The organism is Streptomyces sp. CC224B, assembly GCF_030010595.1.
Classification (GTDB): domain Bacteria; phylum Actinomycetota; class Actinomycetes; order Streptomycetales; family Streptomycetaceae; genus Streptomyces; species Streptomyces longispororuber.
Genome location: NZ_JASCXL010000055.1, coordinates 40941 through 63686, shown reverse-complemented (window position 1 = coordinate 63686; position 22746 = coordinate 40941). Strand labels below are relative to the sequence as shown.

The 22746-nt window shown below is 72.8% G+C and carries 20 protein-coding genes and 1 pseudogene; 16 read left to right on the top strand and 5 right to left on the bottom strand.

The genetic code is table 11. The annotated features are described in order from the left end of the window. Positions 1 to 134: 134 nt before the first annotated feature. Complete coding sequence (locus tag QK440_RS22220; protein WP_282794917.1) at positions 135 to 1493, bottom strand: alanine racemase; 1359 nt, start codon at positions 1491 to 1493, stop codon at positions 135 to 137. Positions 1494 to 2246: 753 nt separating this feature from the next. Between QK440_RS22220 and QK440_RS22215 the strand changes: the two genes are divergently transcribed. The 4 genes from QK440_RS22215 (at position 2247) to QK440_RS22200 (ending at position 6352) form a co-directional block, all read left to right on the top strand. Then, the gene (locus QK440_RS22215) at positions 2247 to 3368 is read left to right on the top strand and encodes a sugar kinase (protein ID WP_282794924.1); all 1122 of its coding nucleotides are present in this window, start codon (positions 2247 to 2249) and stop codon (positions 3366 to 3368) included. After that, positions 3365 to 4129 (top strand): IclR family transcriptional regulator, encoded by a 765-nt coding sequence (locus tag QK440_RS22210; RefSeq protein WP_190138006.1) that lies wholly within the window; start codon positions 3365 to 3367, stop codon positions 4127 to 4129. Before QK440_RS22215 ends, QK440_RS22210 begins: the two co-directional genes overlap by 4 nt. After that, the gene (locus QK440_RS22205; RefSeq protein ID WP_282794916.1) at positions 4126 to 4581 is read left to right on the top strand and encodes a RidA family protein; all 456 of its coding nucleotides are present in this window, start codon (positions 4126 to 4128) and stop codon (positions 4579 to 4581) included. Before QK440_RS22210 ends, QK440_RS22205 begins: the two co-directional genes overlap by 4 nt. Positions 4582 to 4846: 265 nt before the next feature. Next, the gene (locus QK440_RS22200; protein ID WP_282794915.1) at positions 4847 to 6352 is read left to right on the top strand and encodes a gluconate:H+ symporter; all 1506 of its coding nucleotides are present in this window, start codon (positions 4847 to 4849) and stop codon (positions 6350 to 6352) included. A 169-nt stretch (positions 6353 to 6521) separates the two neighbouring features. Here the strand turns inward: QK440_RS22200 and QK440_RS22195 are convergent, their stop codons facing one another. Continuing rightward, positions 6522 to 6833: a hypothetical protein gene (locus QK440_RS22195; protein WP_282794914.1), complete on the bottom strand. Its 312-nt coding sequence runs from the start codon at positions 6831 to 6833 to the stop codon at positions 6522 to 6524. Between the two features lie 345 nt (positions 6834 to 7178). After that, positions 7179 to 8534, bottom strand: coding sequence for a M14 family metallopeptidase (locus QK440_RS22190; RefSeq protein WP_282794913.1), 1356 nt, complete (start codon positions 8532 to 8534; stop codon positions 7179 to 7181). A gap of 292 nt (positions 8535 to 8826) precedes the next feature. Here QK440_RS22190 and QK440_RS22185 point away from each other — a divergent pair, with 292 nt between their 5' ends. Next, a complete protein-coding gene (locus tag QK440_RS22185; protein ID WP_282794912.1) occupies positions 8827 to 10287 on the top strand; it encodes an Nramp family divalent metal transporter in 1461 nt (486 codons plus the stop codon). A gap of 139 nt (positions 10288 to 10426) precedes the next feature. Here the strand turns inward: QK440_RS22185 and QK440_RS22180 are convergent, their stop codons facing one another. Continuing rightward, entirely contained in the window at positions 10427 to 11488 is a 1062-nt protein-coding gene (locus tag QK440_RS22180; RefSeq protein WP_349239306.1) for a chitinase, read from the bottom strand. A 345-nt stretch (positions 11489 to 11833) separates the two neighbouring features. Here QK440_RS22180 and QK440_RS22175 point away from each other — a divergent pair, with 345 nt between their 5' ends. The 8 genes from QK440_RS22175 to QK440_RS22140 all read left to right on the top strand — a co-directional run bounded on the left by QK440_RS22175 (position 11834) and on the right by QK440_RS22140 (position 20790). Continuing rightward, positions 11834 to 12313 carry a hypothetical protein gene (locus QK440_RS22175; RefSeq protein WP_282794911.1) on the top strand — a complete coding sequence of 160 codons (480 nt, stop codon included), beginning with the start codon at positions 11834 to 11836 and terminating at the stop codon, positions 12311 to 12313. Between the two features lie 365 nt (positions 12314 to 12678). Then, on the top strand, positions 12679 to 13581 hold the full coding sequence (locus QK440_RS22170; protein WP_282794910.1) for a hypothetical protein: 903 nt from the start codon (positions 12679 to 12681) through the stop codon (positions 13579 to 13581). A gap of 101 nt (positions 13582 to 13682) precedes the next feature. Further along, positions 13683 to 14396, top strand: coding sequence for a Flp pilus assembly protein CpaB (cpaB, locus tag QK440_RS22165; RefSeq protein ID WP_282794909.1), 714 nt, complete (start codon positions 13683 to 13685; stop codon positions 14394 to 14396). Positions 14397 to 14854: 458 nt separating this feature from the next. Continuing rightward, positions 14855 to 16477: a P-loop NTPase gene (locus QK440_RS22160; RefSeq protein ID WP_282794908.1), complete on the top strand. Its 1623-nt coding sequence runs from the start codon at positions 14855 to 14857 to the stop codon at positions 16475 to 16477. Positions 16478 to 16848: 371 nt separating this feature from the next. After that, the gene (locus QK440_RS22155) at positions 16849 to 17181 is read left to right on the top strand and encodes a TadE/TadG family type IV pilus assembly protein (protein WP_282794923.1); all 333 of its coding nucleotides are present in this window, start codon (positions 16849 to 16851) and stop codon (positions 17179 to 17181) included. Positions 17182 to 17331: 150 nt separating this feature from the next. Next, on the top strand, positions 17332 to 18672 hold the full coding sequence (locus tag QK440_RS22150; RefSeq protein ID WP_282794907.1) for a CpaF family protein: 1341 nt from the start codon (positions 17332 to 17334) through the stop codon (positions 18670 to 18672). Between the two features lie 232 nt (positions 18673 to 18904). Continuing rightward, entirely contained in the window at positions 18905 to 19852 is a 948-nt protein-coding gene (locus QK440_RS22145) for a type II secretion system F family protein (protein ID WP_282794906.1), read from the top strand. Positions 19853 to 19899: 47 nt separating this feature from the next. Beyond that, a complete protein-coding gene (locus QK440_RS22140; protein ID WP_282794905.1) occupies positions 19900 to 20790 on the top strand; it encodes a DUF5936 domain-containing protein in 891 nt (296 codons plus the stop codon). 4 nt (positions 20791 to 20794) lie between these two features. On the opposite strand, the gene QK440_RS22135 is transcribed toward QK440_RS22140, so the two are convergent. Beyond that, a complete protein-coding gene (locus QK440_RS22135) occupies positions 20795 to 21367 on the bottom strand; it encodes a GNAT family N-acetyltransferase (RefSeq protein WP_282794904.1) in 573 nt (190 codons plus the stop codon). Between the two features lie 498 nt (positions 21368 to 21865). On the opposite strand from QK440_RS22135, the gene QK440_RS22130 reads away from it, so the two are divergent. The 3 genes and pseudogenes from QK440_RS22130 to QK440_RS41425 all read left to right on the top strand — a co-directional run bounded on the left by QK440_RS22130 (position 21866) and on the right by QK440_RS41425 (position 22728). Beyond that, on the top strand, positions 21866 to 22093 hold the full coding sequence (locus tag QK440_RS22130; RefSeq protein ID WP_282794925.1) for a hypothetical protein: 228 nt from the start codon (positions 21866 to 21868) through the stop codon (positions 22091 to 22093). Next, positions 22090 to 22272, top strand: a pseudogene (locus QK440_RS41430) (pilus assembly protein TadG-related protein); the annotation flags it as partial. The gene QK440_RS22130 and the pseudogene QK440_RS41430, both read left to right, overlap by 4 nt. A gap of 96 nt (positions 22273 to 22368) precedes the next feature. Continuing rightward, on the top strand, positions 22369 to 22728 hold the full coding sequence (locus QK440_RS41425) for a hypothetical protein (RefSeq protein ID WP_349239308.1): 360 nt from the start codon (positions 22369 to 22371) through the stop codon (positions 22726 to 22728). Positions 22729 to 22746: the final 18 nt, after the last annotated feature.

Sequence of the window (22746 nt, the reverse complement as noted above, 5' to 3'; positions counted from 1 at the left end):
TCCTCAATCGCCGGACGGGCTAGAACCAGCCCGTCCGGCGATTGAGGACGAGGCCGAAGGCCGATCGAGCGGGGTCCAGGGGCGGCAGCCCTTGGTTTCGGGAAAGGGGCGGGTCTGGGGCGCGCCGCGAGGGGTCAGAAGTACGTGCGGATGTAGTCCGTGACCGTGCCGTCCGCCTCGACCAGAGGAATGAGCTGCCACTTGTCGAAGGCCGTACAGGGATGGGAGAGCCCGAGCCCCACCCAGTCCCCCACCTGGAGGTCCGCGCCGGACGCCGTCCGGAGCCACCCGTGCTGGTCGGACAGCGCGTGCACCTCCACCCCGGCCGCCACCCGCTCCACCCCGTCCCGCCGCACGGCCTGCGCCTCGGGCAGGTCGAGGTCGTACGCCGCGTCCCGCTTGCCCGCGTTGATGAAGGCCTGCTCGGGCGACGGCCGGGAGACGACCTGCGCCCACAGCCGGAACGCGGGGTGGAGGGCACCCTCCTCGGGCACCCGGTTGAACGGCGTGAGGTGCCGGTAGTGGCCGTCGTCGTGCGAGACGTACGCCCCGGAGCGCAGCAGCTTCAGGGCGGGCAGCGAGAGCGGGGGCAGGGCGGCGAACGCGTCGGCCACCGCGTCGAACCAGGCGGAACCGCCCGCGCTCACGACGATCTCGTCGAGCCCGTCCGGCCCCTTCGCCGGGAAGCGCCCGGCCGCGTCGAAGTCGGCGGCGAGCGCGGTGAGCCGCCGCAGCCAGGCGCCCACGCGCTCGGGCGTGGCGTCCGGCACCTCGCCCTCGTACCCGGCGACCCCCACGAGCCGCAGCGTCGCGGCGGCCGCGACGGCGTCGGCGACGGCCGCGCAGTCGGCCTCCGTGCGGGCGCCGGTGCGCGCGCCCTCACCGGCGGCCAGCTCCACGACCACGTCGACGGGGCGGCGGGCCCCGGCACCGCGCAGCGCGGCGTCCATCAGCTCCACGCCGCGCACGGAGTCGACGTAGCAGATGAAGCGGAACTCGGGGTCCTGGTCGAGTTCCCCGGCGAGCCAGCGCAGGGCCGCCGCGTCGACCAGCTCGTTGGCGAGGAAGATCCGCCGGATGCCGAACTCCCGCGCCACCCGCACCTGGTGGGGCACGGCCAGCGTGATGCCCCAGGCGCCGTGCTCGATCTGGCGGTGGAACAGCCGGGGCGCCATGGACGTCTTGCCGTGCGGCGCGAAGGCGAGGCCGTGGCGGGCCGCGTACGCCTCCATGAGCGCGAGGTTGTGCTCCAGGCGCTCGGCGGAGAGGGCGAGGACGGGGGTGGTGAAGCCGTCCGTGAAGAGGTTGCGGCGCTGGGCGGCGAGCTCGCCGACCGTGAGGCCCGCGGCGTCGGGCGGCAGCCCCTTGAAACGGTGGTCGACCCGTTCCTCGGCCAGGCGGGCGAGGGCGCTCGCGGCGCGTGCGGCGGACGTGCCCGCGGATGTCTCCGCGGCAGCCTCCCTGGACGTCTTGGCGGGCGTCTCGGCGGCCATGGGCGCCTCCTCACGAGGTGCGTTGCATATACTGCAACGTTCATTGCGTATGTCGCTTACTGCTGTCTAACATCCGAGCCAACGCACGGTCAACGGCTACGGGCCCCTGGGCCCCGGGGCTTCCGGGCCTTCGACCCCCTGGGCTTCCAGGCCTCCAGGCCTCCGGGCGTCCGGGGCTCCGAGCCCTCGGGCCTTCGGGGCTCCGGGATTCAGGGCCTTCGGGCCTTCGGGCCTCCGGGCCCCGAGGTCCGGCGGGACCGGCGACGACCGGCGACGACGAGCGAAGGGCTGACACCAGACGTGACCGGAGCAGGCGGAGACGCGACCGGCGACACGACCGGGGCCGACACGGCCGGAGCCAACACGGCCGGGGCTGCCACGACCGGGGCCGCCGCGGGCGGTGGCGCGGGCGGGGCGGTGCCCGGTGGGGGCGTGGCTGAGGCCTTGGTGGGCGGGGGTGCGGGCGAGGGCGGCGAGGGTGCGGCCGGACGCGGCCCTGGTGGGTCCGTTGCCCCCGGCGCCGCTGCCGCGCCGGACCCGGCCTCCGGCCTTGGCGGTCCCGCCGCGCCCGGCTCCTCCTCAGCCCCCAGTGCCACCGAGGCCCCCGGCTCCGCCTCCGCCCCTGGCGGTCCCGTCGCACCCGGCTCCGCTTCAGCCCCCGGCGCCACCAAGGCCCCCGATGCCACCGGCGCCCCCGAGGCCCCCAGCCCCACCTCCGCCCCCGGCGGCAGCCCCGCCCCCGACGCCACCCCGATCGACGCGGGCGACGCGGCCGACGCGGTCGACGTGGTCGCGCTCGGCGAGTCCATGGTCACCTTCCTGCCCACCCGCCCCGGGCGCCTCGCCGACGTGCCCGCCTTCGAGCGGGGGATCGGGGGCGCCGAGTCCAACGTCGTGTGCGCACTGGCCGCCCTCGGCCACCGCACCCGGTGGGTCAGCCGCGTCGGCGCCGACGGGTTCGGCGACCACCTCGTCGAGGCGATCGGGGCGTACGGGGTCGACACCTCCGCCGTGGGGCGCGACCCGCGCCGGCCCACCGGCATCTACTTCCGCACCGCCGACGACCGCGACACCGACGCCCACGAAGTCGTCTACTACCGCGCGGGATCGGCCGCCTCGGCCATGGCGCCGGACACCGTGGCGCCCGAGGCGCTGTGGTGCGGCCGCGTGCTCCACCTGTCGGGCATCACCGCGGCCCTCTCCGCCGACTGCCTCGCCCTCGTCCGCGCGCTGTGCCGCCGCGCGCCCGGCCGCCGCTCCCTCGTCTCCTTCGACGTCAACCACCGGCCCGGCCTGTGGCCGAGCGGCGGCGAGAGCCCCCGCGTGCTCCTCGACCTGGCGCGCGGCGCCGACCTGGTTTTCGTCGGCGCCGACGAGGCCGCGGCCGCCTGGGGGATCACCGGCGGACCCGCCGCCATCCGCGCCGCGCTGCCCGAGCCCGCCCAACTCGTCGTCAAGCAGGGCGCCGAGGGCGCCACCGTCTTCGCCGCCGACCCGGGCACCGGACGCGACACCGCCACCTTCGTCCCGGCCCTGCGCGTGGACGTGGTCGCGCCCGTCGGCGCCGGGGACGCCTTCGCCGCCGGCTACCTCTCCGCCACCCTGCGCGGCCTGTCCGCCGAGCGGCGGCTGCGCCACGGGCACCTGATGGCCGCCGCCGCCCTCACCGTGCCGGGCGACCTCGCCATGCCCCCTGCCCGCCCGTCTCCCGACCACCACCCCTCAACGAGCCGCTTCGCGGCGCCCCTGTCCATGGCGCACGCCGACGCGCTCGCCGCCCTGGACCCCGCCGCCTGGGAGACACTGCGCCTTGGCCCCGGCTGGACGGCCGACCCGCGCCGCCCGGGGGCCGCCGAGGAGGTACGTACGCCATGAGCCAGACCGTCGACCGAGCCCTGTCGATCCTGCCGCTGCTCGCCGAGGGCCCCGCCGACCTGGGCCAGGTCGCCGACCGCCTCGGAGTGCACAAGTCCACCGCCCTGCGCCTGCTGCGCACCCTGCACGAACACGGCCTGGTCTTCCGCCAGTCCGACCAGCGCTACCGCCTCGGCGCCCGGCTCTTCGCGCTCGCCCAGGAGGCCGTCGAGCACCTCGACGTCCGCGAGATCGCCCACCCCCACCTCCTCGCGCTGAACGAGAAGTGCGGCCACACGGTCCACCTCGCCGTGTACGAGGAGGGCGAGGTCGTCTACATCGACAAGGTCGAGAGCCGCTACCCGGTCCGCATGTACTCGCGCATCGGCAAGCCCGTGGCCATCACGGTCGCCGCCGTCGCGAAGCTGCTCCTGGCCGACTTCCCCGAGGCCGAGCGCCGCGCCCTCGCCGAGAAGCTCGACTACCCCACGTACACGTCCCGTTCGACGCCCAACGCGGCTGCCTTCCTCAAGGAGCTCGCGCTGGTGCGCGAACAGGGCTGGGCCACCGACCTCGGTGGCCACGAGGAGTCCATCAACTGCGTCGGCGCGCCCATCCGGGGCGCGGACGGCCGCGTCGTCGCCGCCATGTCGGTGTCCGCGCCGAACGTCGTCGTCACCGCCGAGGAACTCCTCACCCTCCTCCCGCTGGTGCGCCGCACGGCGGAGGCGATCAGCCGGGAGTACTCCGGCAAGGCCCCTATCAAGGAAGCAAGTTCATGAGCGAGAACCCCCAGACCCCCGCTGGCACGCAGAGCACCACCGGCGCGGAGAAGACCGCGATCACGCCCCCCACCCACACCACGCCGCCCGCGAAGTTCTCGCACGGCGTGCGCAAGGGCAACATCCTCCAGGTCGCCGGCCAGGTCGGCTTCCTGCCCGCCGAGGAGGGCAAGGCCCCGACCCCGGCCGGGCCCACCCTGCGCGAGCAGACCCTGCAGACGTTCGCCAACGTCAAGGCCGTCCTCGAAGAAGGCGGCGCCACCTGGGACGACGTGATGATGATGCGCGTCTACCTCACGGATGTCGACCACTTCGCGGAGATGAACGAGATCTACAACCAGTACTTCGAGGAGCAGGGCCTCACGGCCCCCGCCGCCGCCCGCACCACGGTCTACGTCGGCCTGCCCAAGGGCCTGCTCATCGAGATCGACGCGCTCGCCGTCCTCGGCTGAGCCGCCGCTGAACCACCTGGCGCCGCGGGCCGCGGGCCCCACCCCCCGCCCGCGCCCGCCCGGCCCGGGCCGCCCCCCCCCCCCCCCCCCGGGCCCCCGGGGGCCGCGGCCCCCCCCCCCCCCCCGCCCCCCCCGCCCCCGCACCACTCCCCGCCGCACACCCGTCGTCACGGCGCGGCGCCCGCCACCCCCGGGGCGCCCCGCCGCGATCCCCCCTGCCCGAAAGCCCCATGCACTTAGCGCAGTCACGAGTACGAGGTCAAAGATGTCCCCGTTCGTCCCCCAGGGCCCCTCCGGCGCCCTCACCGCACTGGCCGCCGACGCGCCACAAACCCCGCACACCGGTGGCCTGTTGGCCCTCGTCGACGGCACGGCGGGGCTGCTGACCGTCGCGGCCCTCGGCATCCTGCTGCTGCTCTTCCTGATCATCAAGGTCAGGCTCCAGCCGTTCGTGGCCCTGCTCGCCGTCTCCATAGCCGTCGGCCTCGCCGCGGGCCTGTCGGTCACCGAGCTGTTCGGCACCGTCCAGAAGTCGGACGCCGTCTCGCTCATCGAGTCCGGCATGGGCGGCATCCTCGGCCACGTGGCGATCATCATCGGCCTCGGCACGATGCTCGGCGCGATCCTGGAGGTCTCCGGCGGCGCCGAAGTCCTCTCCACCCGGCTCCTGGCCCTCTTCGGCGAGAAGCGCGCCCCCGTGGCCATGGGTCTCACCGGCCTGATCTTCGGCATCCCCGTCTTCTTCGACGTGGGCATCTTCGTGCTCGCGCCCATCGTCTACGCCGCCGCCAAGCGCAGCGGCAAGTCGATCCTCCTGTACTGCCTGCCGCTGCTCGCGGGCCTGTCCATGACGCACGCCTTCCTGCCCCCGCACCCCGGCCCCGTCGCCGCGGCGGGCCTGCTCAAGGTGGACCTCGGCTGGGTCATCCTCATGGGCGTCGTCTGCGGCGTCCCGGCGGTCCTCGCGGCCTGGGTGTTCTCCGCCTGGGTCGGCAAGCGCATCTTCGTCCCCGTACCGCAGGACATGCTGGAGGCCTCCGAGGAGGCCAAGGCGGCCGTCGCCGCGGAGCAGCGGGCGCAGGGCCTGACGCCGACGGAGCAGCCGGTCGCGCTCGGCACGGTGTTCCTCATCATCGGCACCCCGCTCCTGCTGATCCTCCTCGCGACCTTCTCCTCCATCGCCTTCGACCCCTCCACGGCCCGCTCCGTCATCGAGTTCTTCGGCCACCCCTTCGTCGCCCTGACGATCGCGCTGCTGATGGCGTACTACCTGCTCGGCATCCGCCGCGGCTGGTCCCGCAAGTCCCTGGAGACGGTGTCGACGGCGTCCCTCAAGCCCGTCGGCAACATCCTCCTCGTCGTCGGCGCGGGCGGTGTCTTCGGCGCCGTCCTCAAGGGCAGCGGCGTCGCCGGCGCCCTCGCCGACACCTTCAACGACGTCGGCCTGCCCGTCATCGTCCTCGCCTACCTCATCTCCCTGGTGCTGCGCGTGGCCCAGGGCTCGGCGACCGTCGCCATCGTCACCACCGCGGGCATCGTCGCCCCGCTGCTCGCCGAGGGCGACTACTCCCACGCCTTCACGGCCCTGGTCATCATGGCCATCTCGGCGGGCTCGATCTTCGCCTCGCACGTCAACGACGGCGGCTTCTGGATCGTGGCGAAGTACTTCGGCATCTCCGAGCGCGACACCCTGAAGACCTGGACGGTCCTGGAGTCGGTCCTGTCCCTGGCGGGCTTCGCGGTGGCCGCGGTGGTGAGCCTCTTCGTCTGACCCGCCCCGCTCCGCCCTCCGGTACGCGGACGGGGGCGCCGGGCACACCGCCCGCGCCCCCGTCCGCGCACGACCCCCGAAGGCCTGCCGGCGATCCACCTGGGATCCACCGTCGGCCTACGACGGCCCGCGACGGCCTACCGGCAGCCTCCTGCCGCCCGCCGCCGTGTCAGCACCCTGTCCCCACGGTCCGTACGGGACATCCGCGCAACCGCGCCCGGCGGTCGCGCAGCCGGTGCAGCACGTGAGGCACGGGGGCGTGGGCGCTGCCGCAGCGGCACCGGGGCCCGGCGGCCTTCCTGGCGGCACCCGCCGCCAGGAACAGCAAGGCGCCGGTCAGCACACCCGCGGCGGCCAGCGCGGCACGCTGCCGGGCGGTCCCCGGCAGCAGCCGGCCGAGATCTGCCAGGTCAGCGAACTCGATCACCTCGGACACATAGGGCAGATCGAACTTCGAGGTAATCGCATCCATCGCGTTCACAGAGGGCTTCCTCTCTGTCCGGTGAGCGGGAAATCCGCTCGTCGGATCATCCGCGAAGAGACTGCGCACCCCCTGCCCGGATATGCGCGACCCCCGCAAAACCCTTCCTGCGAGTGATCACGCACACGCCCGGTGCCGGTACGCGGCGGGACGTGTACCGGTGTGACGGCGGCACGGCGCTGCCCGGCGGGGCGCCGCGACTCGGGCGGCCGAGGGAGGAATGAGACGCGGCAGAGCACGGCGAGGGGTTCCGTGGGGGAACGGCCTCGCCGTGCTGGGGCGTCGCGGGCTGGGTGGTCGCCGTCAGGTGCGGGTCGGTCGGGCGTCAGCCCGGTGTGGGGGCCGTCAGCGGCCGCCGCCGGCGCAGTACTGCTGCTCCTTCCCGATCGACCGGTACATGCAGTCCGCGTTCTCCAGGAGCTGGAGCACAGCGTCCCGGTTGCGGGACGTCTCGCGCTCGATGACCTCGTCGGGCGGGTAGAAGCCGCCGCCGCCCGCGGAGGACGGGTACATCTCGAAGGTGTAGCCGAAGATCTTCTGGTCACCCCACAGCCAGTCGTCGATCGAGCCGTCCGTGATGTAGAGGTCGCTGGACTGCTCGGGCGTGTAGCCGTTGCTCGCGGCCATCTTGCGGCCCACGGTGGCGAAGGCGTCGCGGTCGTCCTGGGTCAGGCCGGGGGCCGTGTCGGCGTACGTGTAGCCGTACGGCCACAGGACCAGCTCGCTGTACGTGTGGAAGTCGATGCCCGCCTTGATCTGCTGCTTGCCGCCGACGACCCGGCTGCGCACGAAGTCGGCCACGACCTTCACCTCGGGCGCGGACTCGGCGCGCGGCCCGCGGTAGGTCTCCGAACCGGGGCTGGAGGAGGAGCCGCCGCAGCAGCCCCACCGGTAGTTCCAGTTGCGGTTCATGTCCGTACCGACGGCCGTGGAACCGGAGTTCGGCTGGCGGTTCTTGCGCCAGCTCCGGTAGGAGCCGGAGGCGATGTCGTACTCGCCGCCGTCCGGGTTGAGGTCCGGCACGATCCAGATCTCGCGCTCGTTGACCATCTTGGTGACGCGCGCGTCGCTGCCGTAGCCGGCGCCCAGCTCGCGCAGCAGGTAGAGGGCCATCTCCACGGTGAGGTGCTCACGCGCGTGCTGGTGGTGGGTGAAGAGGACCTCGGGCTCGTTCTCGTCCGTGCCGACGTTGTCGCTGATCTTGATGGCGACGATGTCCCGGCCCTGGTACGACTTGCCGATCACACGCCTGCTCATGAGGTTCGGGTACTGCTGGAGGCGCTGGTTGATCTCCGCGTTCATCTCCGCGTAGTTGTGGTAGCGCGAGTCGGCGGGCGGGAAGTCCCGTACGCGGGCGCGCTCGCCGTCCGTGCGCGCCGGTGGCTTGGGCAGCGCCTTGAGCGTGTACCCGAGCGCCCGCAGCCGCGCGGCCTGGGCGGCGTCCGCGGTGACGACGACGGCGTGCTCGCCGGCCTCGTCGACGGACACGCCGGTCGCCGCGATCGCCGTCCGCGCGGCGGGCGTCGACGGCCCGGGGATGGAGTACTGCCGGACGTCCTCGTCGGCCGCGGTGGCGGCCGCGGCCTTCCTGGCCGACGGGGAGGCGGAGTCGGTCGCGTCGGCGCTGATGGGCGCGGCGACCGCGAGGGCGAGCACGGCGGCGATGGCCGCTGATCTCTTTCCGCGTATGCGAAGTCGCATGAATGCTCCTGTGGGGGTGGGGGGGTGGTGCACTGCGACGCATGTGGTGCGGTGAACCGGTCGGTGTGCCGGTGAGCTAGCCCATGGTCAGGGGATGGCATGTTCTGGTCAATACAGCTTTGAGTCGACTCCCGCACTCCACCCCACCCCCCGACCCGCCTCCCGTCCCGCCCCCCGATCCGCTACGGACCCGCTCCCGACCTGCACCGGCGCCCCGCGCCACCCGCGCGCCCCGCACGCACCCCGCGCACGACCCCTTGTGCGCCACCCACCCATACGCTTTCTTGATCGCATGGCCGAAACCAAGGGTGGACCCAGCACAGCCGGGGACGTCGCCTCCGTGCCCCGGAAGTCCAGTTGGAAGTACATCGGTCCCGGCATCGTCGTCGCCGCGACCGGCGTCGGCGCCGGTGACCTGGTCGCCACGCTGATCGCGGGCAGCAACTTCGGTTACACGCTCCTGTGGGCCGCCGTCATCGGCTGCGTCGTCAAGATCTCCCTCGCCGAGGCGGCGGGCCGCTGGCACCTGTCGACCGGGCGCACGCTCTTCGACGGCTGGGCGAGCCTCGGCCGCTGGACGACGTGGTTCTTCGTCGTCTACGTCGTGGTGTGGGGCTTCGCGTACGGCGCCGCAGCGATGTCGTCGTCGGGGCTGCCGCTCCAGGCCCTGTTCCCCGATGTGATGGGGCTGAAGTGGTGGGCGATGTGCACCGGCGTCGTGGGCCTCGTCTTCGTCTGGTTCAACAAGTACGCGGTGTTCGAGAAGGTCATGACGGTCCTGGTCGGCGTCATGTTCGTGGTCACCGTGTACCTGGCGATCCGCGTCACCCCGAACCTCCCCGACGCCTTCGCGGGCCTGCTCCCCGTCCTGCCCGACGAGAAGGACTCGGTCCTCAACACCCTCGGCCTCATCGGCGGCGTCGGCGGCACGATCACGCTGGCCGCGTACGGCTACTGGGTCAACGCCAAGGGCTGGACGCACCCGGGCTGGATGAAGGTGATGCGCCTGGACAACCGCGTCGCGTACGTCACCACCGGCGTCTTCGTCGTGGCGATGCTCTTCGTCGGCGCGGAGATGCTGCACTCCGCGAACGTCGCCATCGCCAGCGGCGACAAGGGGCTGGTCCAGCTCGGCGACATCCTGGAGAAGGAGTACGGCACGGCGACGGCCAAGCTGTTCCTGATCGGGTTCTTCGCGACGTCCTTCACGTCGCTGATCGGGGTGTGGCACGGCGTGAGCCTGATGTTCGCGGACTTCGTCGAGCACTACCGCAAGCCCGCTGTACGGGGCGACGGCGCGGCCCCGGCCACCGGGGACGGCCCTCGTGCGGCCGAGGGCCGGGCCGTGCCCGCGGCGGACCGGGCACCGACGCCCGTGGCGGACGGGCCGTCCACGCCCGCGGCCGGCGCGGCGGGCGAGGGCGCGGCGGGCCGGTCCGGCGAGGAGGTGGCCTCCGGCGCCCGCGAGCGCTCGCTGCCCTTCCGCGCCTACCTCCTCTGGCTGACCTTCCCCCCGATGATCCTGCTCTTCGAGGGCCAGCCGTTCCGCCTGATCATCATCTACGGCGTACTCGGCGCGGCCTTCATGCCGTTCCTCGCGCTGACCCTGATCTGGCTGCTGAACTCCTCCCGTACGCCCGCGCAGTGGCGCAACGGCTGGATCAGCAACGGCATGCTGGTGATCGCGGGCGTGCTGTTCCTGGTGCTGTGCGTCAAGCAGATCACGGACCAGGACTGGAGCAGCTTCTTCTGACCGGAGGGTGAGGCGCGGCAGCGCCGCCGGGGGAGCGGCGGCGCTGCTCGGACGGACGCCGGACGGGACGGGGCCGACCGGCGGCGGGACCGGGCCGACGGACGGGACCGTACCGACGGACGGGACCGTGCCGACGGGCCTACGGCAGTGCGTGGACGTGCGGCCCCACGGCGTTGGACCAGGCGTTCCCGTTCAGGGCGTCCCAGTTGGTCGACCAGGTCATCGCGCCGCGGATGCCCGGGTAGGTCCTGGACGGCTTGAAGGAGCCGCAGTTGGTGCCGCGGGCCAGGCAGTCCAGGGCGTTCTTCACGACGGTGGGCGAGACGTACCCCGACCCGGCGCCGCGCGGCGAGGCGGGCGTACCGATCCCGACCTGCGAGGGGGCGAGCCCGTTCTCCAGCTGGACGCAGGCGAGGGCGGTCAGGAAGTCCACGGACCCCTGCGAGTACACCTTCCCGTCGCAGCCGAGCATGGAGCCGCTGTTGTAGTACTGCATGTTGACGACGGTGAGGATGTCCTTCACGTTCAGCGCGGTCCTGAAGTACGCGTTGGACGGGGACTGCATGTCGATGGTCTGCGGGGCCATGGTGAGGACGAGCCCGGGCCCGGCCTTCTGCGAGAGGGAGCGCAGGGCCTGCGTCATGTAGGTGGCGTTGAGCCCGTTCTCCAGGTCGATGTCGACGCCGTCGAAGCCGTACTCGCGCATCAGCGCGTACACGGAGTTCGCGAAATTGGCTGCGGCGGTGGGGCTGTTCACGGAGACGGTCCCGCGCTCGCCCCCGACCGAGATGATCACCGACTTCCCGGCCGCCTGCTTGGCCTTGATGTCGGCCTTGAACTGGGCGACGGTGTACCCGCCGAGCCCGGCGGAGTCGAGGTTGAACGTCACCTGCCCCGGCTGCCCGGTGGCGTCCGCGAAGGCCACGGCGATGATGTCGTACTGGTTCTGCACCTGGCTGAGCCGCTGCACGGTCGCGCCGTTGTTGAAGTTCTGCCAGTAGCCGGTGACGGCGTGCTTGGGCACGGCCCGCGTCTGTGCGACCCCACTGCCCTGGGAACCCGCCGCGCCGGCGTCTCGCGCGTCGGCGGTCCCGGCCCCGCCCGTGGCGAGCCCCGCGACCGCGAGCCCGAGCGCGGCCACGAGCCCCGTGAGGGCGCTGGTCCTCGTCCTTCTGCGTACCTGAGTGCGTGCGCGGTCCACTTCTGCCTCCGGTGGGGGGATGTGGGGGAGGGGCCCGCGAAGGGCCGGGAGGGGGACGGCGGCCACCGCTTGGTCGTCCAAGCTGGTCCAGACCAATACGGATGTCAAGGGGGTGTGCGCGGTGACCTTGCGTGAGACGGCGTGGCGGAAGACGAAGCGTCCCGGGCGCCCACAAGCAGGCAAGTCCGGCCGAGGAAAGTAACACGGTCCGACCCCCGAGGTGGGCATTACATCGGTCAAGACTTCGGGGATGTCGAGGTTGGGGCGATGGGGCAAAATGGCATGAGGATTGTCGTTGACGGTGTAGGTAACTTCGTCACTGTAATGCCAAAATTCATGTACTAGGTGGCGAAGATGATGAAATTCAGGTTCACTCCCCGAGTTGACGATCCCTCCTGGAAGCCCGACGGTCTCTCGGGTCGATCTGCTCGCGCGCTGACCGCCGACGATTTGACCTTTCGCTGCTTCCACGTCGATGTAGCTCTCGATGACGGGGAGAATGAAATCCATCTCAGAACGCCTGGCCTGCCCGTCATCGACTTTGTCCTGATGATTGTGCAGATGCATCGGGAGACTGCATCATCGGGTGCGGCGTTTGTGGAGTCGTCGCAGACCCAGGATGCGATTACGACGGTGCGACGCGATGGTACCGTGGAGATGACCTACAGTTTCTCGGAAAAATCATCGCGAGTCTCTTTGCGTGACTTCGATGAAATGCCGACGCGGGCGCTTCATGCTGCCCTTTCGGTGCTGCATTCTGCGCACGGAGAACTGCGGAACAATCGGTACCTGGTCGATCTTCCTGGCCTTGTTCGGTCAGATTGACCTCACTGCCGCCTTCTCTGCAAGGGCAGCCCGAGAGTGTATGGGGGACCGCCAGGCACCTCTGGTGGGCCTCCGGCGGAGTGGTCGGGCCGCAGGCGGTGTGGTGCAGGGTTGTAGGCCTCGCTGCGGCCACCTGCGGCTTCGCAGCTCGTACCCACGGCGGCGCCGTGCAGGAGAACGGCTTCTTCAGGCCAGAGGGCGCGCGAGCAACGCGGCGCCGCAGCGATCTCGTCAACCCGTGAGTGAACAGTGGGAAGTTGGGTGTTAGGCCGGGCTCCGCGTGGATATGGTGCTCCGCAGGAGGAGCGCACGTGGACGTGGGCGTGCCGACGGGAGTGTGGGACTCGGGAGCCGGAGGTGCGCGCATGCCGACCGCGATAGCCGTCACCAGCTCCGAGCTGGTGCTGCCTTCGCCCGATCGCCATACCCCGTCCGCCGCCGTGCTGCAGAGCGCCGTGAAGTCGCCCAAGTCGTACTCCCTGGACCAGGCGATCACCGAGGCGCACCAGCTCGTCGAGTACCACGGGTACGTGATCGTGCTGTGCCCCGCGTCCCTGCCGGAGGCCGTACGGCACCGGCTGCACGCCGTGCGGGCCGTCCTCGAGAGCGACCGGATCGCGCTGATCCGGAGCGAGCTGCCGCCGCTCGGGCTTTCCGTACTCGCCCTGCAGTTGCGGCAGCTGTCCATCTGCGACTTCAGTCCGGGCGTGCTCGCCTCCGCCGCCCGGCTGCTCAGCCACTACATCTACGCCGGCGCCGTCCTCGGCTCCGTCGCCAAGCTGGACCGCGTGCCCGTGACCCTGCGGTCGCACGCCAAGTCCTGGGTGCCGGGCAGCCAGTTCGCCGTGCTGGCCGCGCCCACCCCCGAGCTGGTGAAGGTGGGCGGGGGCGCCGTGCCGTCCGGGCCCGGGTTCGCCACGCAGCTCACGTACGCCGCCGGGCAGCTCCAGGCCGGGTGGGTGACGGAGACCCTGGCGCCCGCCTGGCAGGCGCAGGCCGTCACCGAGGCGCGGCTCTCCGGCGAGGCCGCACGGTGGTGGGCCACCGGCAGGCTCGTCGAGTTCGCCGCGGCCATCCCGGACATCTCCGTGCTCTACCAGCTCGTGTCCTCCGTACGGAGGGAGGACTGCCACTGGTGCGGCCTCGAACTCATCGGCGACCGCTGCGCGTTCTGCGCCGCGCCGCTGCTCCCGCCGTCCGAACGGGTCGTCGCCGCCCCCGAGGTGACCTCCGGGGCGCGGGCGCTGCTCCCCCGCGGCGCCACCTAGGCCCCCTTCCGCCCGGGCCCCACCGGCTCACGCGCCGCCCCGCTCACCGCCGTAGCCACACGCACTCGCCGTACGAACGAACGAGGTAGGTAGTCCGGCCCATGAACGCACGCCAGCGCCGCGGTGTCATCCTGATGGTCCTGTCGGTCCTGTGCGCGATCGGAGCCTTCGCGGGCGTCCTCTCGGTGATCCGCGACGTGAACTCGAAGGTCGGGCCGGAGACCGAGGCGTACGAGCTGAAGACGGACATTGCGCCCTACAAGGAGCTGGAGCCCGGCCAGTTCAAGAAGGTCGAGATGCCCGAGCGGTGGCTGTCGGACAACGCCGTCACCGATCTGAGGGAGATACGCGGGAAGATTGCCGTCACGCGGCTCCAGAAGGGCTCCCTGCTGCAGAGCGACATGATCGTGGAACGGCCCCGCCTCGAACCCGGCCAGCAGGAGATCGCCATCATGATCGATGCTGCCACCGGCGTCGCCGGGAAGATCACCCCCGGGTCGACCGTCAACATCTACGCCACCTTCAAGGCCGAGAACGACGGCGGCAAGGACCAGTCGAAGGTCATCGTGGAGGGGGCCAAGGTCATCGACGTCGGCAAGCTGACCGCCCTCGACCGCGACCGCGACGACGACCGCGGCCGCCGCCGCGCCGACGAGGCCGTGCCCATCACGTTCGCCCTCGACACGCGGGACGCCCAGCGCGTCGCGTACGCGGAGTCGTTCGCCTCGCACGTCCGGCTCGCCCTGGTGGGCCGGGGCGGCGACACGGACATCCCGCGCGGCGACCGTACGTACACCCTCGACGAGGACAAGTAGGGGAGCCGCCAGATGAACGGTCCCTTCGGCCGCACCCGGTCACCGCGCGCGGGGCGTCGCCGCCGTCCGCCGGGTGCGGGGTGCCGCCTCCGGCCGCGCTGCGCGGAGTGCCGCCCGTGCTGCGCGGAGTGCCGCCTCCGTCCGCAGGGTGCGCGCCACCTCCGTCCGCAGGGTGCGCGCCACCTCCGTCCGCCGGGTGCGCGTCGTCACCGTCCGCCGGGCCTGACGGTGACACCGCGTCCGCGTCCGCGTCCGGGCCGTCGTCGTCCGCCGTACGCGGGGCCCGGCCATCCGCCGTACGCAGGCCTCGGCCGTTCGCCGCGTGCGGGCCGTCTCCGCGCGTCGGGCCCTGGCCAGGGCCCCCACCGCCCACCACGCCCGGACCGCCGCCGCCTACCCCACCCGCCCCGCGCGGTCCGTGCGGTCCGATGCCCGTCACCGCGTCAGGGAGGCCGCCCATGACGACCGTCCGCATCCTCCCCGCCGTCGGCGACCCGGACGCCGCCCGGGCCCTGACCGGTCTCGCCGCGCAGCTCCCGGACGCCGAACCGGCCGCGCCCGTCACCGACTCCACCGCGCTCCTCGACACCCTCGCGCAGCTCGCCGCCGAGTCCCTCGACGAGCTGCCCGAGGTCGTCCTCGTGCACGAGCGCATCGGCCCTGTCCCGGCCCTCGACCTCATCCGCGACCTCGTCCTGCGCTTCCCCGCCGTGAGCGTCGTCCTCGTCACCGCCGACTCCAGCCCCGCCCTGCTGACCGCCGCCATGGACAGCGGCGCCCGCGGCATCGTCACCTACCCGCCGGCCTACGACGCCCTCGCCGAGCGCGTCCAGGCCGCCGCGGGCTGGGCGGCGGGCATGCGGCGGCACCTGGGCTCGGGCGCCGTCGAGCTGTACGGCGGCACCCCCGGCGCGGCCTCCGCCGGCGGGGGCCGGGTCGTCGCCGTGACCGGCGCGAAGGGCGGCGTCGGCACCACCCTCACCGCCGTGCAGCTCGCCCTCGCCGCGCAGGCCTCGGGCCGCAGCGCCGCGCTGCTCGACCTGGACCTCCAGTCCGGCGACGTCGCCTCGTACCTCGACGTGCAGTTCCGCCGCTCCGTCGCCGACCTCGCCGCGATCAGCGACCTCACCCCGCGCGTCGTCCAGGACGCCGTCTACGCCCACGAGACCGGCGTCGGCCTCCTGCTCGCCCCGGCCGAGGGCGAGCGTGCCGAGGAGATCACCGAGCGCGTCGCCCGGCAGACGGTCAACGCGCTGCGCGGCCGGTACGACGTGGTCGTCGTCGACTGCGGTACGTACGTCACGACCGCGAGCGCCGCCGTGGTGGAACTGGCCGACCAGGCCGTCCTCCTGCTGACCCCCGACGTCGTGGCCGTACGCGCCGCCAAGCGCATGGTCCGCCTCTGGGACCGGCTCCAGATCCGCAAGGCCGAGGAGACGGTCACCGTCGTCAACCGGCTCACGCGCGGCACCGAGATCCAGCCCTCCCTCGTCGCCCGCGTCACCGGCACGCGCGGCGCCCGTACGACCGTGCCGGACGCGCCCAAGGAGCTGCACACCGCCGTCGACGCGGGCCGCCTGCACGACCTCGACGCCAAGTCCACGGTCAAGCAGGCCCTGTGGGGGCTCGCCGGGGAACTGGGCCTGGTCGAGGCGGAGCCCGGCGCCGGGCGCAAGGGCGGCCGCGGGCTGCGGCGCGCCGCGAAGTCGGACCGGGGCGCGGTCACCCTGGAGTTCGCGGGCATGTTCCCGCTGCTGCTCGCCGTGATCGGCATCCTCTGGCAGTGCGCGCTGTACGGCTACTCGTACTCGCTGGCGGGCAACGCGGCCGACGAGGCGGCGCGGGCGGCCGCGGTGGCGACGGTGTCCGGCGGTACGGGGGCCTGCGACGCGGCGGCGAAGGAGCACCTGCCCGGCGCGTGGCAGGACGCCGAGGTCGCGTGCGCGGCCGACGGCGACGTGATGAAGGCCCGGGTGGACGTCGAGGTGCCCGTGTTCTTCCCCGGCGTCACGACGGGCTGGTCGGTGCGCGCGGAGGCGGGGGCGGCGATGGAGGACATGGAGGGTGGTGAGGCTCCATGACCGTGCCGCGACGCTCTGCTGCCGCCTTACGCCGCGTTCACCGCCGCGTCCGGTTCCGGTGGTCCGCCCGGTGCGCGCTCCGCCGCGTGCGGCCCGGCCGTGGCCTTCGCCGCGTGCGGCCCGGGTGGCACCCGTGGGGTCTTCGCCGCGCCCGGCTCCGCTGTGCGGGCCTGCCCGCCGGAGCGGAGCCGGAAGCCCGGGCCGGGGCGGGCGCCGCCCCTCGCGCCGGGCGAGCGGTGGGCGCGCGCCCGGTGAACGGGCGCCCCGGCAGCGGCTCCGAGCCCGCCGCACCGCCGCGCCCTACGCAGCCGCGCCCCGCGCGCCCGCACCCCGCGCGCCCCCGCCGCGCCTTCGGCGACCGAGGCGTCTCCATCCTGGAGTTAGCCGGCTTCCTGCCGATCCTCCTGCTCGTCGGCCTCGCCGCCATCCAGCTCGGCCTCGTCGGGTACGCCGCGAGCCCGGCGGGCTCCGGTGCCCGCGCGGCGGCCCGGGTCGCGTCCCAGGGCGGCAGCGGCGAGGCGGCGGGCCACGCTGCGATGGACGCCGACCTGGACGCGGACGTGGCCGTCGGAGGCGGTGGCGACACCACCACCGCCACGGTCACCGTCCAGGTTCCCACCCTCCTGCCCTTCGTCGGCACGGACTGGCAGGTCGAGAAGACCGTGACCATGCCCAACGACGACCCCGACGACGCCGAACGATGATCCCGACGACTCCAGCGACTCCAGCGACTCCAGCGACCCCGGTGGCCCCGGTGGCCCCGGCGGCCCCGGTGGCCCCGGTGGCCCTGACGGCCTCGCCGACCCCGACAACCCCAGTGCCCCCACGACCATGGAACAGGAGGCGGCTGACGCATGAGCCTGCGCTCCCGCATCGCGTCCCCCGTCGAGGCCGCCGCGCCCAGCCGCGACGACGGCCTCGTGGCGACGTACCGCGCGAAGCTCCTCGAAGAGATCGACCTGGCGGAGATGTCGTCCCTGACGACCGCCGACCGCCGGGTCCGCCTGGAGCGGGTGCTCGGCCACATCATCAGCCGCGAGGGCCCGGTCCTCTCCGCGGCCGAGCGCGCCCACCTGATCCGCCGCGTCGTCGACGAGGCGCTCGGCCTCGGCGTGCTCGAACCACTCCTCGCCGACGCCTCCATCACGGAGATCATGGTCAACGGCCCCGAATCGATCTTCGTGGAGCGGGCGGGCCGCGTCGAACAGCTCCCCCTGCGCTTCGCGTCCGAGGACCAGTTGATGCAGACGATCGAACGCATCGTCTCGACGGTCAACCGCCGCGTCGACGAGTCGAACCCCATGGTCGACGCGCGGCTGCCCACCGGCGAGCGCGTCAACGTCATCATCCCGCCGCTGGCCCTCACGGGCGCGACCCTCACCATCCGCCGCTTCCCGCGCGCGTACACGCTCCAGGAGCTGATCGGCCTCGGCTCGCTCGACGAGCACATGCTGATGCTGCTCGCGGCGTTCGTCCGGGCCCGCTTCAACATCATCGTCAGCGGCGGCACCGGCTCCGGGAAGACCACGCTCCTCAACGCCCTCTCGGGCCTCCTCCCGGCCCACGAGCGCATCATCACCATCGAGGACTCCGCCGAGCTCCAGCTCCAGCAGGACCACGTCATCCGCCTGGAGTCCCGCCCTCCGAACGTCGAGGGCAAGGGCCAGATAACCATCCGCGACCTGGTCAGGAACTCGCTGCGCATGCGCCCCGACCGCATCATCGTCGGCGAGGTCCGCGGCGGCGAGACCCTCGACATGCTCCAGGCCATGTCCACGGGCCACGACGGCTCCCTCGCCACCGTGCACGCGAACACCGCGGAGGACGCGCTGACCCGGCTCCAGACCCTGGGCTCCATGTCCGAGGTCCAGGTCCCCTTCGAGGCCCTGCGCGACCAGATCAACTCGGCCGTGGACGTGGTGGTCCAGCTGGCCCGCCACGCCGACGGCTCCCGCAAGGTCGCGGAGATCGTCCTGCTCGTCTCCCACGGCCGCCAGCAGTTCCGCATCGCGCCCGTGACCCGCTTCGTCCCGCACCCGGTCGGCCCCGACCGGATCGTCCACGGCTACTTCGAACACCTGCCGCTGCCCCGCCCCGTCGCCGAGCGGCTGTACGTGGCGGGGGAGCCGGTGCCGCCCGCGTACGGGGTGGCCGAGGCCGTCGACGTACTCGACACGCGCGAGGCGATCGGGTGAGGACCCCAGGCCCCGAGGACACGCGCACCGGCCCCGGAGCGGCGCCCGACCACCGGCAGGGCCCCGGAGGGGCGCCCGACCACCGGCAGGACTCCGCAGCGGCACCCCACCACCGGCAGGACCCCGGAGCGGCACCCCACCACCGGCAGGACCCTGAAGCGGCGCCCCACCACCCGCACGGCCCGAGCAGGCACGAGGACCACGAGGACCCCGAGGACACCCGAGGACACCGATGAACAACCCCACGCTGCTCGCCCTGGGCGCCACGCTCCTCACCGGCACCCTGGCCGTCGCGGGAGTCCACACGTACGCGTCCGGGCGCGCGCAGCGCCAGGAGCTCGTGGACCGGCTGTCCGCCGAGGGCGGGTCCGGGGCCGGGGAGGGAGGCGCCCGCCGGCGCCGCTTCACGGCGGTCGACCGCCGGCTGCGCCGCACCCGCCTGGGCCGCGAGCTCCAGTTGCGCCTCTCGGCCACGGGTCTGGACCTGACGCCCGGCGAGTTCTTCACGTACGTCATGGCGGTGGTGGCGGCGCTGTGGCTGACAGCGGCGGCGTCCCTGGCCCCGTTCTTCGGCCCGATCGCGGGCGTCGTGGCCGTCTGGAGCGCGGTCATCTTCCTCAACTGGCAGCGCCAGAAGCGCATCGAGGCCTTCATCAACCAGCTCCCCGACGTGGCCCGCATCCTCGCCAACGCGACCGCCGCGGGCCTGGCCCTGCGCACCTCCCTCGCGATGGCCGCCGAGGAGCTGGAGGCGCCCGCGGGCGAGGAGCTCTCCCACGTCGCGCACCAGCTCGCCCTGGGCCGCTCCATCGACGACACACTGGAGGAACTGGCCCAGCGCCTGCCGTCCCGGGAGCTGATAGTGCTCGTGACGACGCTGGTCCTCTCCAACAAGGCGGGCGGCTCGGTGGTGAACTCCCTGCGCAACCTCACCCAGACCCTGGAGGACCGCAAGGAGACCCGGCGCGAGGTCCGCACGATGCTCTCCGAGGTCCACGCCACGGCCTTCACGGTGCCGCTCCTCGGCCTGGGCTCGCTGCTCCTGATCAACTCCTCGAACGAGGGCGCCCTGGAACGCGTGACGGGCTCGCCCCTGGGCCAGACCCTGATCCTGATCTCCCTGGGCCTCTACGCGGTGGGGTTCTTCGTCATCAGACGGCTGGGCAAGATCGAGGTCTGAAGGTCTACGAAGGTCTACGAAGGTCTACGAGGGGAGGGGCGGACGCGGTGCTGGAACTGCTGCTCGCGCTGCTGACGGGCCTGGCCGTGGCCGGGGGCCTGCTCGGGCTGCGCATGTACCGGGCGGAGGCGAAGCTGCCGCCCGACCTGGCCGTCGCCCTGGAGGTCGGGGCGACGCGCGTCTCGGCGGCGGGCGGCGCGGTGGACCGCCTGGGGATGCGCTTCGCGCCGCTGGTGCTGCGCATGATGGGCCCCAAGCGGGTGGCGGCGAAGCGCCGCAGGATCGACATGGCCGGCAACCCCGGCGGCCTGACCGTCGACCGCTACGCGGCGCGCCGCGCGGTCTACGGCGCCTTCGGCGTGGTCCTGGGCCTGGTCTTCCTCACCAACGGCCAGCCCGTCTTCGGGGCGATGACCCTCGTCTTCGGCGCGGTGGCCGCCGACGCCCTCATCTGGCAGGCCGTCCGCGAACGCCGCGAGGTCATCGACCGTACGCTCCCCGACTTCCTGGACGTCCTCGCCGTCGTCGTCTCGGCCGGGCTCGGCTTCCGCCAGGCGCTGGACCGCGTGGCCGAGAAGTACGAGGGGCCGTGGGCGGACGAGCTGCGCATCACCCTGCGCCAGATGGACATGGGCGTCAGCCGCCGCCAGGCCTTCGACGAGCTGCGGCGCCGCAACTCCTCCGAGCAGGTGGCCCAGTTCGTCTCCGCCCTCCAGCAGGGTGAGGAACTCGGCTCGCCCATCGCGGAGACCCTCATCCAGCTCGCCACCGACATGCGCCGCACGGACGCCCAGAACTCCCGCCGCCGCGCCGCCAAGACCATCCCCAAGGCCACGATGGTCACGCTGGTGTTCATGCTTCCGGCGACGATGATCCTGATCGCCGCGGGGATGTTCCTGGGCTCGGGCTCGGACTTCGGCTCGATCCTGGGGGACTGAGGGCTCAGGCGGGGCCCGCGGCTCCCTCCCGGCCGACGGGCCCGCCCGGCCGGTCCGCGCGGTAGACGTAGTGGGCCCGCTCGTCGGCCGGGTTGTCCGGATCCAGGTCGGCGGTGCCGACGCGGCGCAGGCCGGCCTTCTCCAGGGCGCGCCAGGACGGGCGGTTGGCGACGTTGACCGGTACGACGACCGCGGTGGCGCCCGGGTGGTCCGTCCACGTGGCCGCCACGAGGGTCCGTACGATCCGGGGGCCGAGGCCCTGCCCGGTCAGGGCGGCGTCGCCGATCAGGTAGTCGATGGTGACGGCCCCGTCCGGCAGCGCGACCTGGGCGGCCAGCTCGGCGGCGTACTCCGGGCAGTCCGCGAAGCGGCTCCGCTGCACCAGCGCGACCGGGGTGCCGTCTAGGAGCACCAGCAGGTCCTCGAACGGCTCCTCGCCGCGCGCCGCCGGACCGAAGTCCCGCGCGATCCCCTCCGGGGAGGTGTCCTGCTGCCACCACCGCGCGACGTGCGGCCGGGCAAGCCACTCCCGCAGCAGGGGGAAGTCGGCTTCGGTGACGCGCCGCCAGGTGATCACGGGGTGCCCGCCGGACGGCCCCGGCCCCGGCGCCCCGCCCCGGCTGCCGCCACAGAAAAGCTCTCCCGCCCCACGCGGCCCCCCTCTCCACGACCACCGCACCGGCCCCGCCCGCACCCGGCGGACGACAGCCTCCCCTGTCAACTTCCGCGTCAACTCCCGTTTCGGCGGCTCTGGTTCCCTCGTACCCGGGGCTGTGCCCCGCCAAGGGTACGGGGCTCGGAAGTACGGGAAACGCGGTAGCGGCTGCAACCGATGTGGGACAGTCACCGAAGGCACGTTCGGCTGTCGGTTCATCGGTCCGTCGGTGGTGCATGGTGACCTTGCTGAGAGGGAAGGGAACTCGCCAACTTGCCCGTACGGGTGGGCGTTGGTTGCGCAGAGTCTCTGCCGGTGCACGTGTGGTGGCGTACCTTGCCCCTGGCGACAGTGGCGTCGGTCACGGTAAGGGCACCGGTGTCCGAAGGGGTACCGGGTGGGAGAGGAAGGTCGTCCGTCGTGCTGAAGGAACGCGTGCTGGGGGCGTGGGTGACGTGGACGCTGGGCGTGGCTTCCCGGATGAGCCGGATCCGGGGCAGGGAGCGGGACCGCGGGGCGGGATTCGTGGAGTACGCGGGGTTGATGATCCTGATTGCCGGGATCTTCGTCCTCATCGACGGCCTCGGACTCGACGGGCAGATCTCGGGTGCCATCCAGGACGCCGTGTCCGACGTCATCGGTGGCTGAGTCGCCGTGTCCGCCGTCTGCGGAGCGTCCGGAGCCACGCTGACGCGGGGCAGACGCTCCCTCTCTACATCTGGCTGACCGCCATCCTGCTCTTCGCCGCCCTCGCGTTCTTCGCGTTCGCTCAGGCCGCCTCCGCGCGAAACGGCGCCCAGTCGGCCGCGGACGCCGCCGCGTTGGCGGGGGCGCAGGCGATCCGGGACGAGTTGGCCGAAGGGCTCGGTACGGCGATCGGGACCGGTGAGGGGGACGAGTGGCTCGATTGGCTCGATGGCGACATGTTCACGGCCGAGGGGGCCCGTGAGGCGGCCGAGGCGCTGGCCGCGGAGAACGACTCCGCGGTCGACGATGCCGGGAGTACGGAGGTCGACGGCTACCCGGGTTACGCGGTGGGCGTGACCACCAACTACACCGTCGGTGACTCGATCATCCCGGGTACGGAGTCGCAGCACGCGAAGGCCGAGGCCACCGCCGTCATCAAGCCCCGGTGTGACGCCGAGGCCCCGATCGACCCGGGTGACGTTGTGGAGTTCACCTGTGACGGTCAGGAGGACCCCATCGAGATCGACCCCGAGGACTTCGACCCGGACGATCTGCCGGACCCCTCCGTCCTGTTCTCCGTACACCTCGCTAAGTGACAAGTGTTCCGAGGGAAG

Coding starts and splice junctions, on each gene's coding strand:
- cpaB (WP_282794909.1), top strand. CDS start 13,683: ATGAACGCACGCCAGCGCCGCGGTGTCATCCTGATGGTCCTGTCGGTC.
- QK440_RS22150 (WP_282794907.1), top strand. CDS start 17,332: ATGAGCCTGCGCTCCCGCATCGCGTCCCCCGTCGAGGCCGCCGCGCCC.
- QK440_RS22160 (WP_282794908.1), top strand. CDS start 14,855: ATGACGACCGTCCGCATCCTCCCCGCCGTCGGCGACCCGGACGCCGCC.
- QK440_RS22145 (WP_282794906.1), top strand. CDS start 18,905: ATGAACAACCCCACGCTGCTCGCCCTGGGCGCCACGCTCCTCACCGGC.
- QK440_RS22220 (WP_282794917.1), bottom strand. CDS start 1,493: ATGGCCGCCGAGACGCCCGCCAAGACGTCCAGGGAGGCTGCCGCGGAG.
- QK440_RS22185 (WP_282794912.1), top strand. CDS start 8,827: ATGGCCGAAACCAAGGGTGGACCCAGCACAGCCGGGGACGTCGCCTCC.
- QK440_RS22205 (WP_282794916.1), top strand. CDS start 4,126: ATGAGCGAGAACCCCCAGACCCCCGCTGGCACGCAGAGCACCACCGGC.
- QK440_RS22190 (WP_282794913.1), bottom strand. CDS start 8,534: ATGCGACTTCGCATACGCGGAAAGAGATCAGCGGCCATCGCCGCCGTG.
- QK440_RS22210 (WP_190138006.1), top strand. CDS start 3,365: ATGAGCCAGACCGTCGACCGAGCCCTGTCGATCCTGCCGCTGCTCGCC.
- QK440_RS41425 (WP_349239308.1), top strand. CDS start 22,369: ATGTTCACGGCCGAGGGGGCCCGTGAGGCGGCCGAGGCGCTGGCCGCG.
- QK440_RS22170 (WP_282794910.1), top strand. CDS start 12,679: ATGCCGACCGCGATAGCCGTCACCAGCTCCGAGCTGGTGCTGCCTTCG.
- QK440_RS22200 (WP_282794915.1), top strand. CDS start 4,847: ATGTCCCCGTTCGTCCCCCAGGGCCCCTCCGGCGCCCTCACCGCACTG.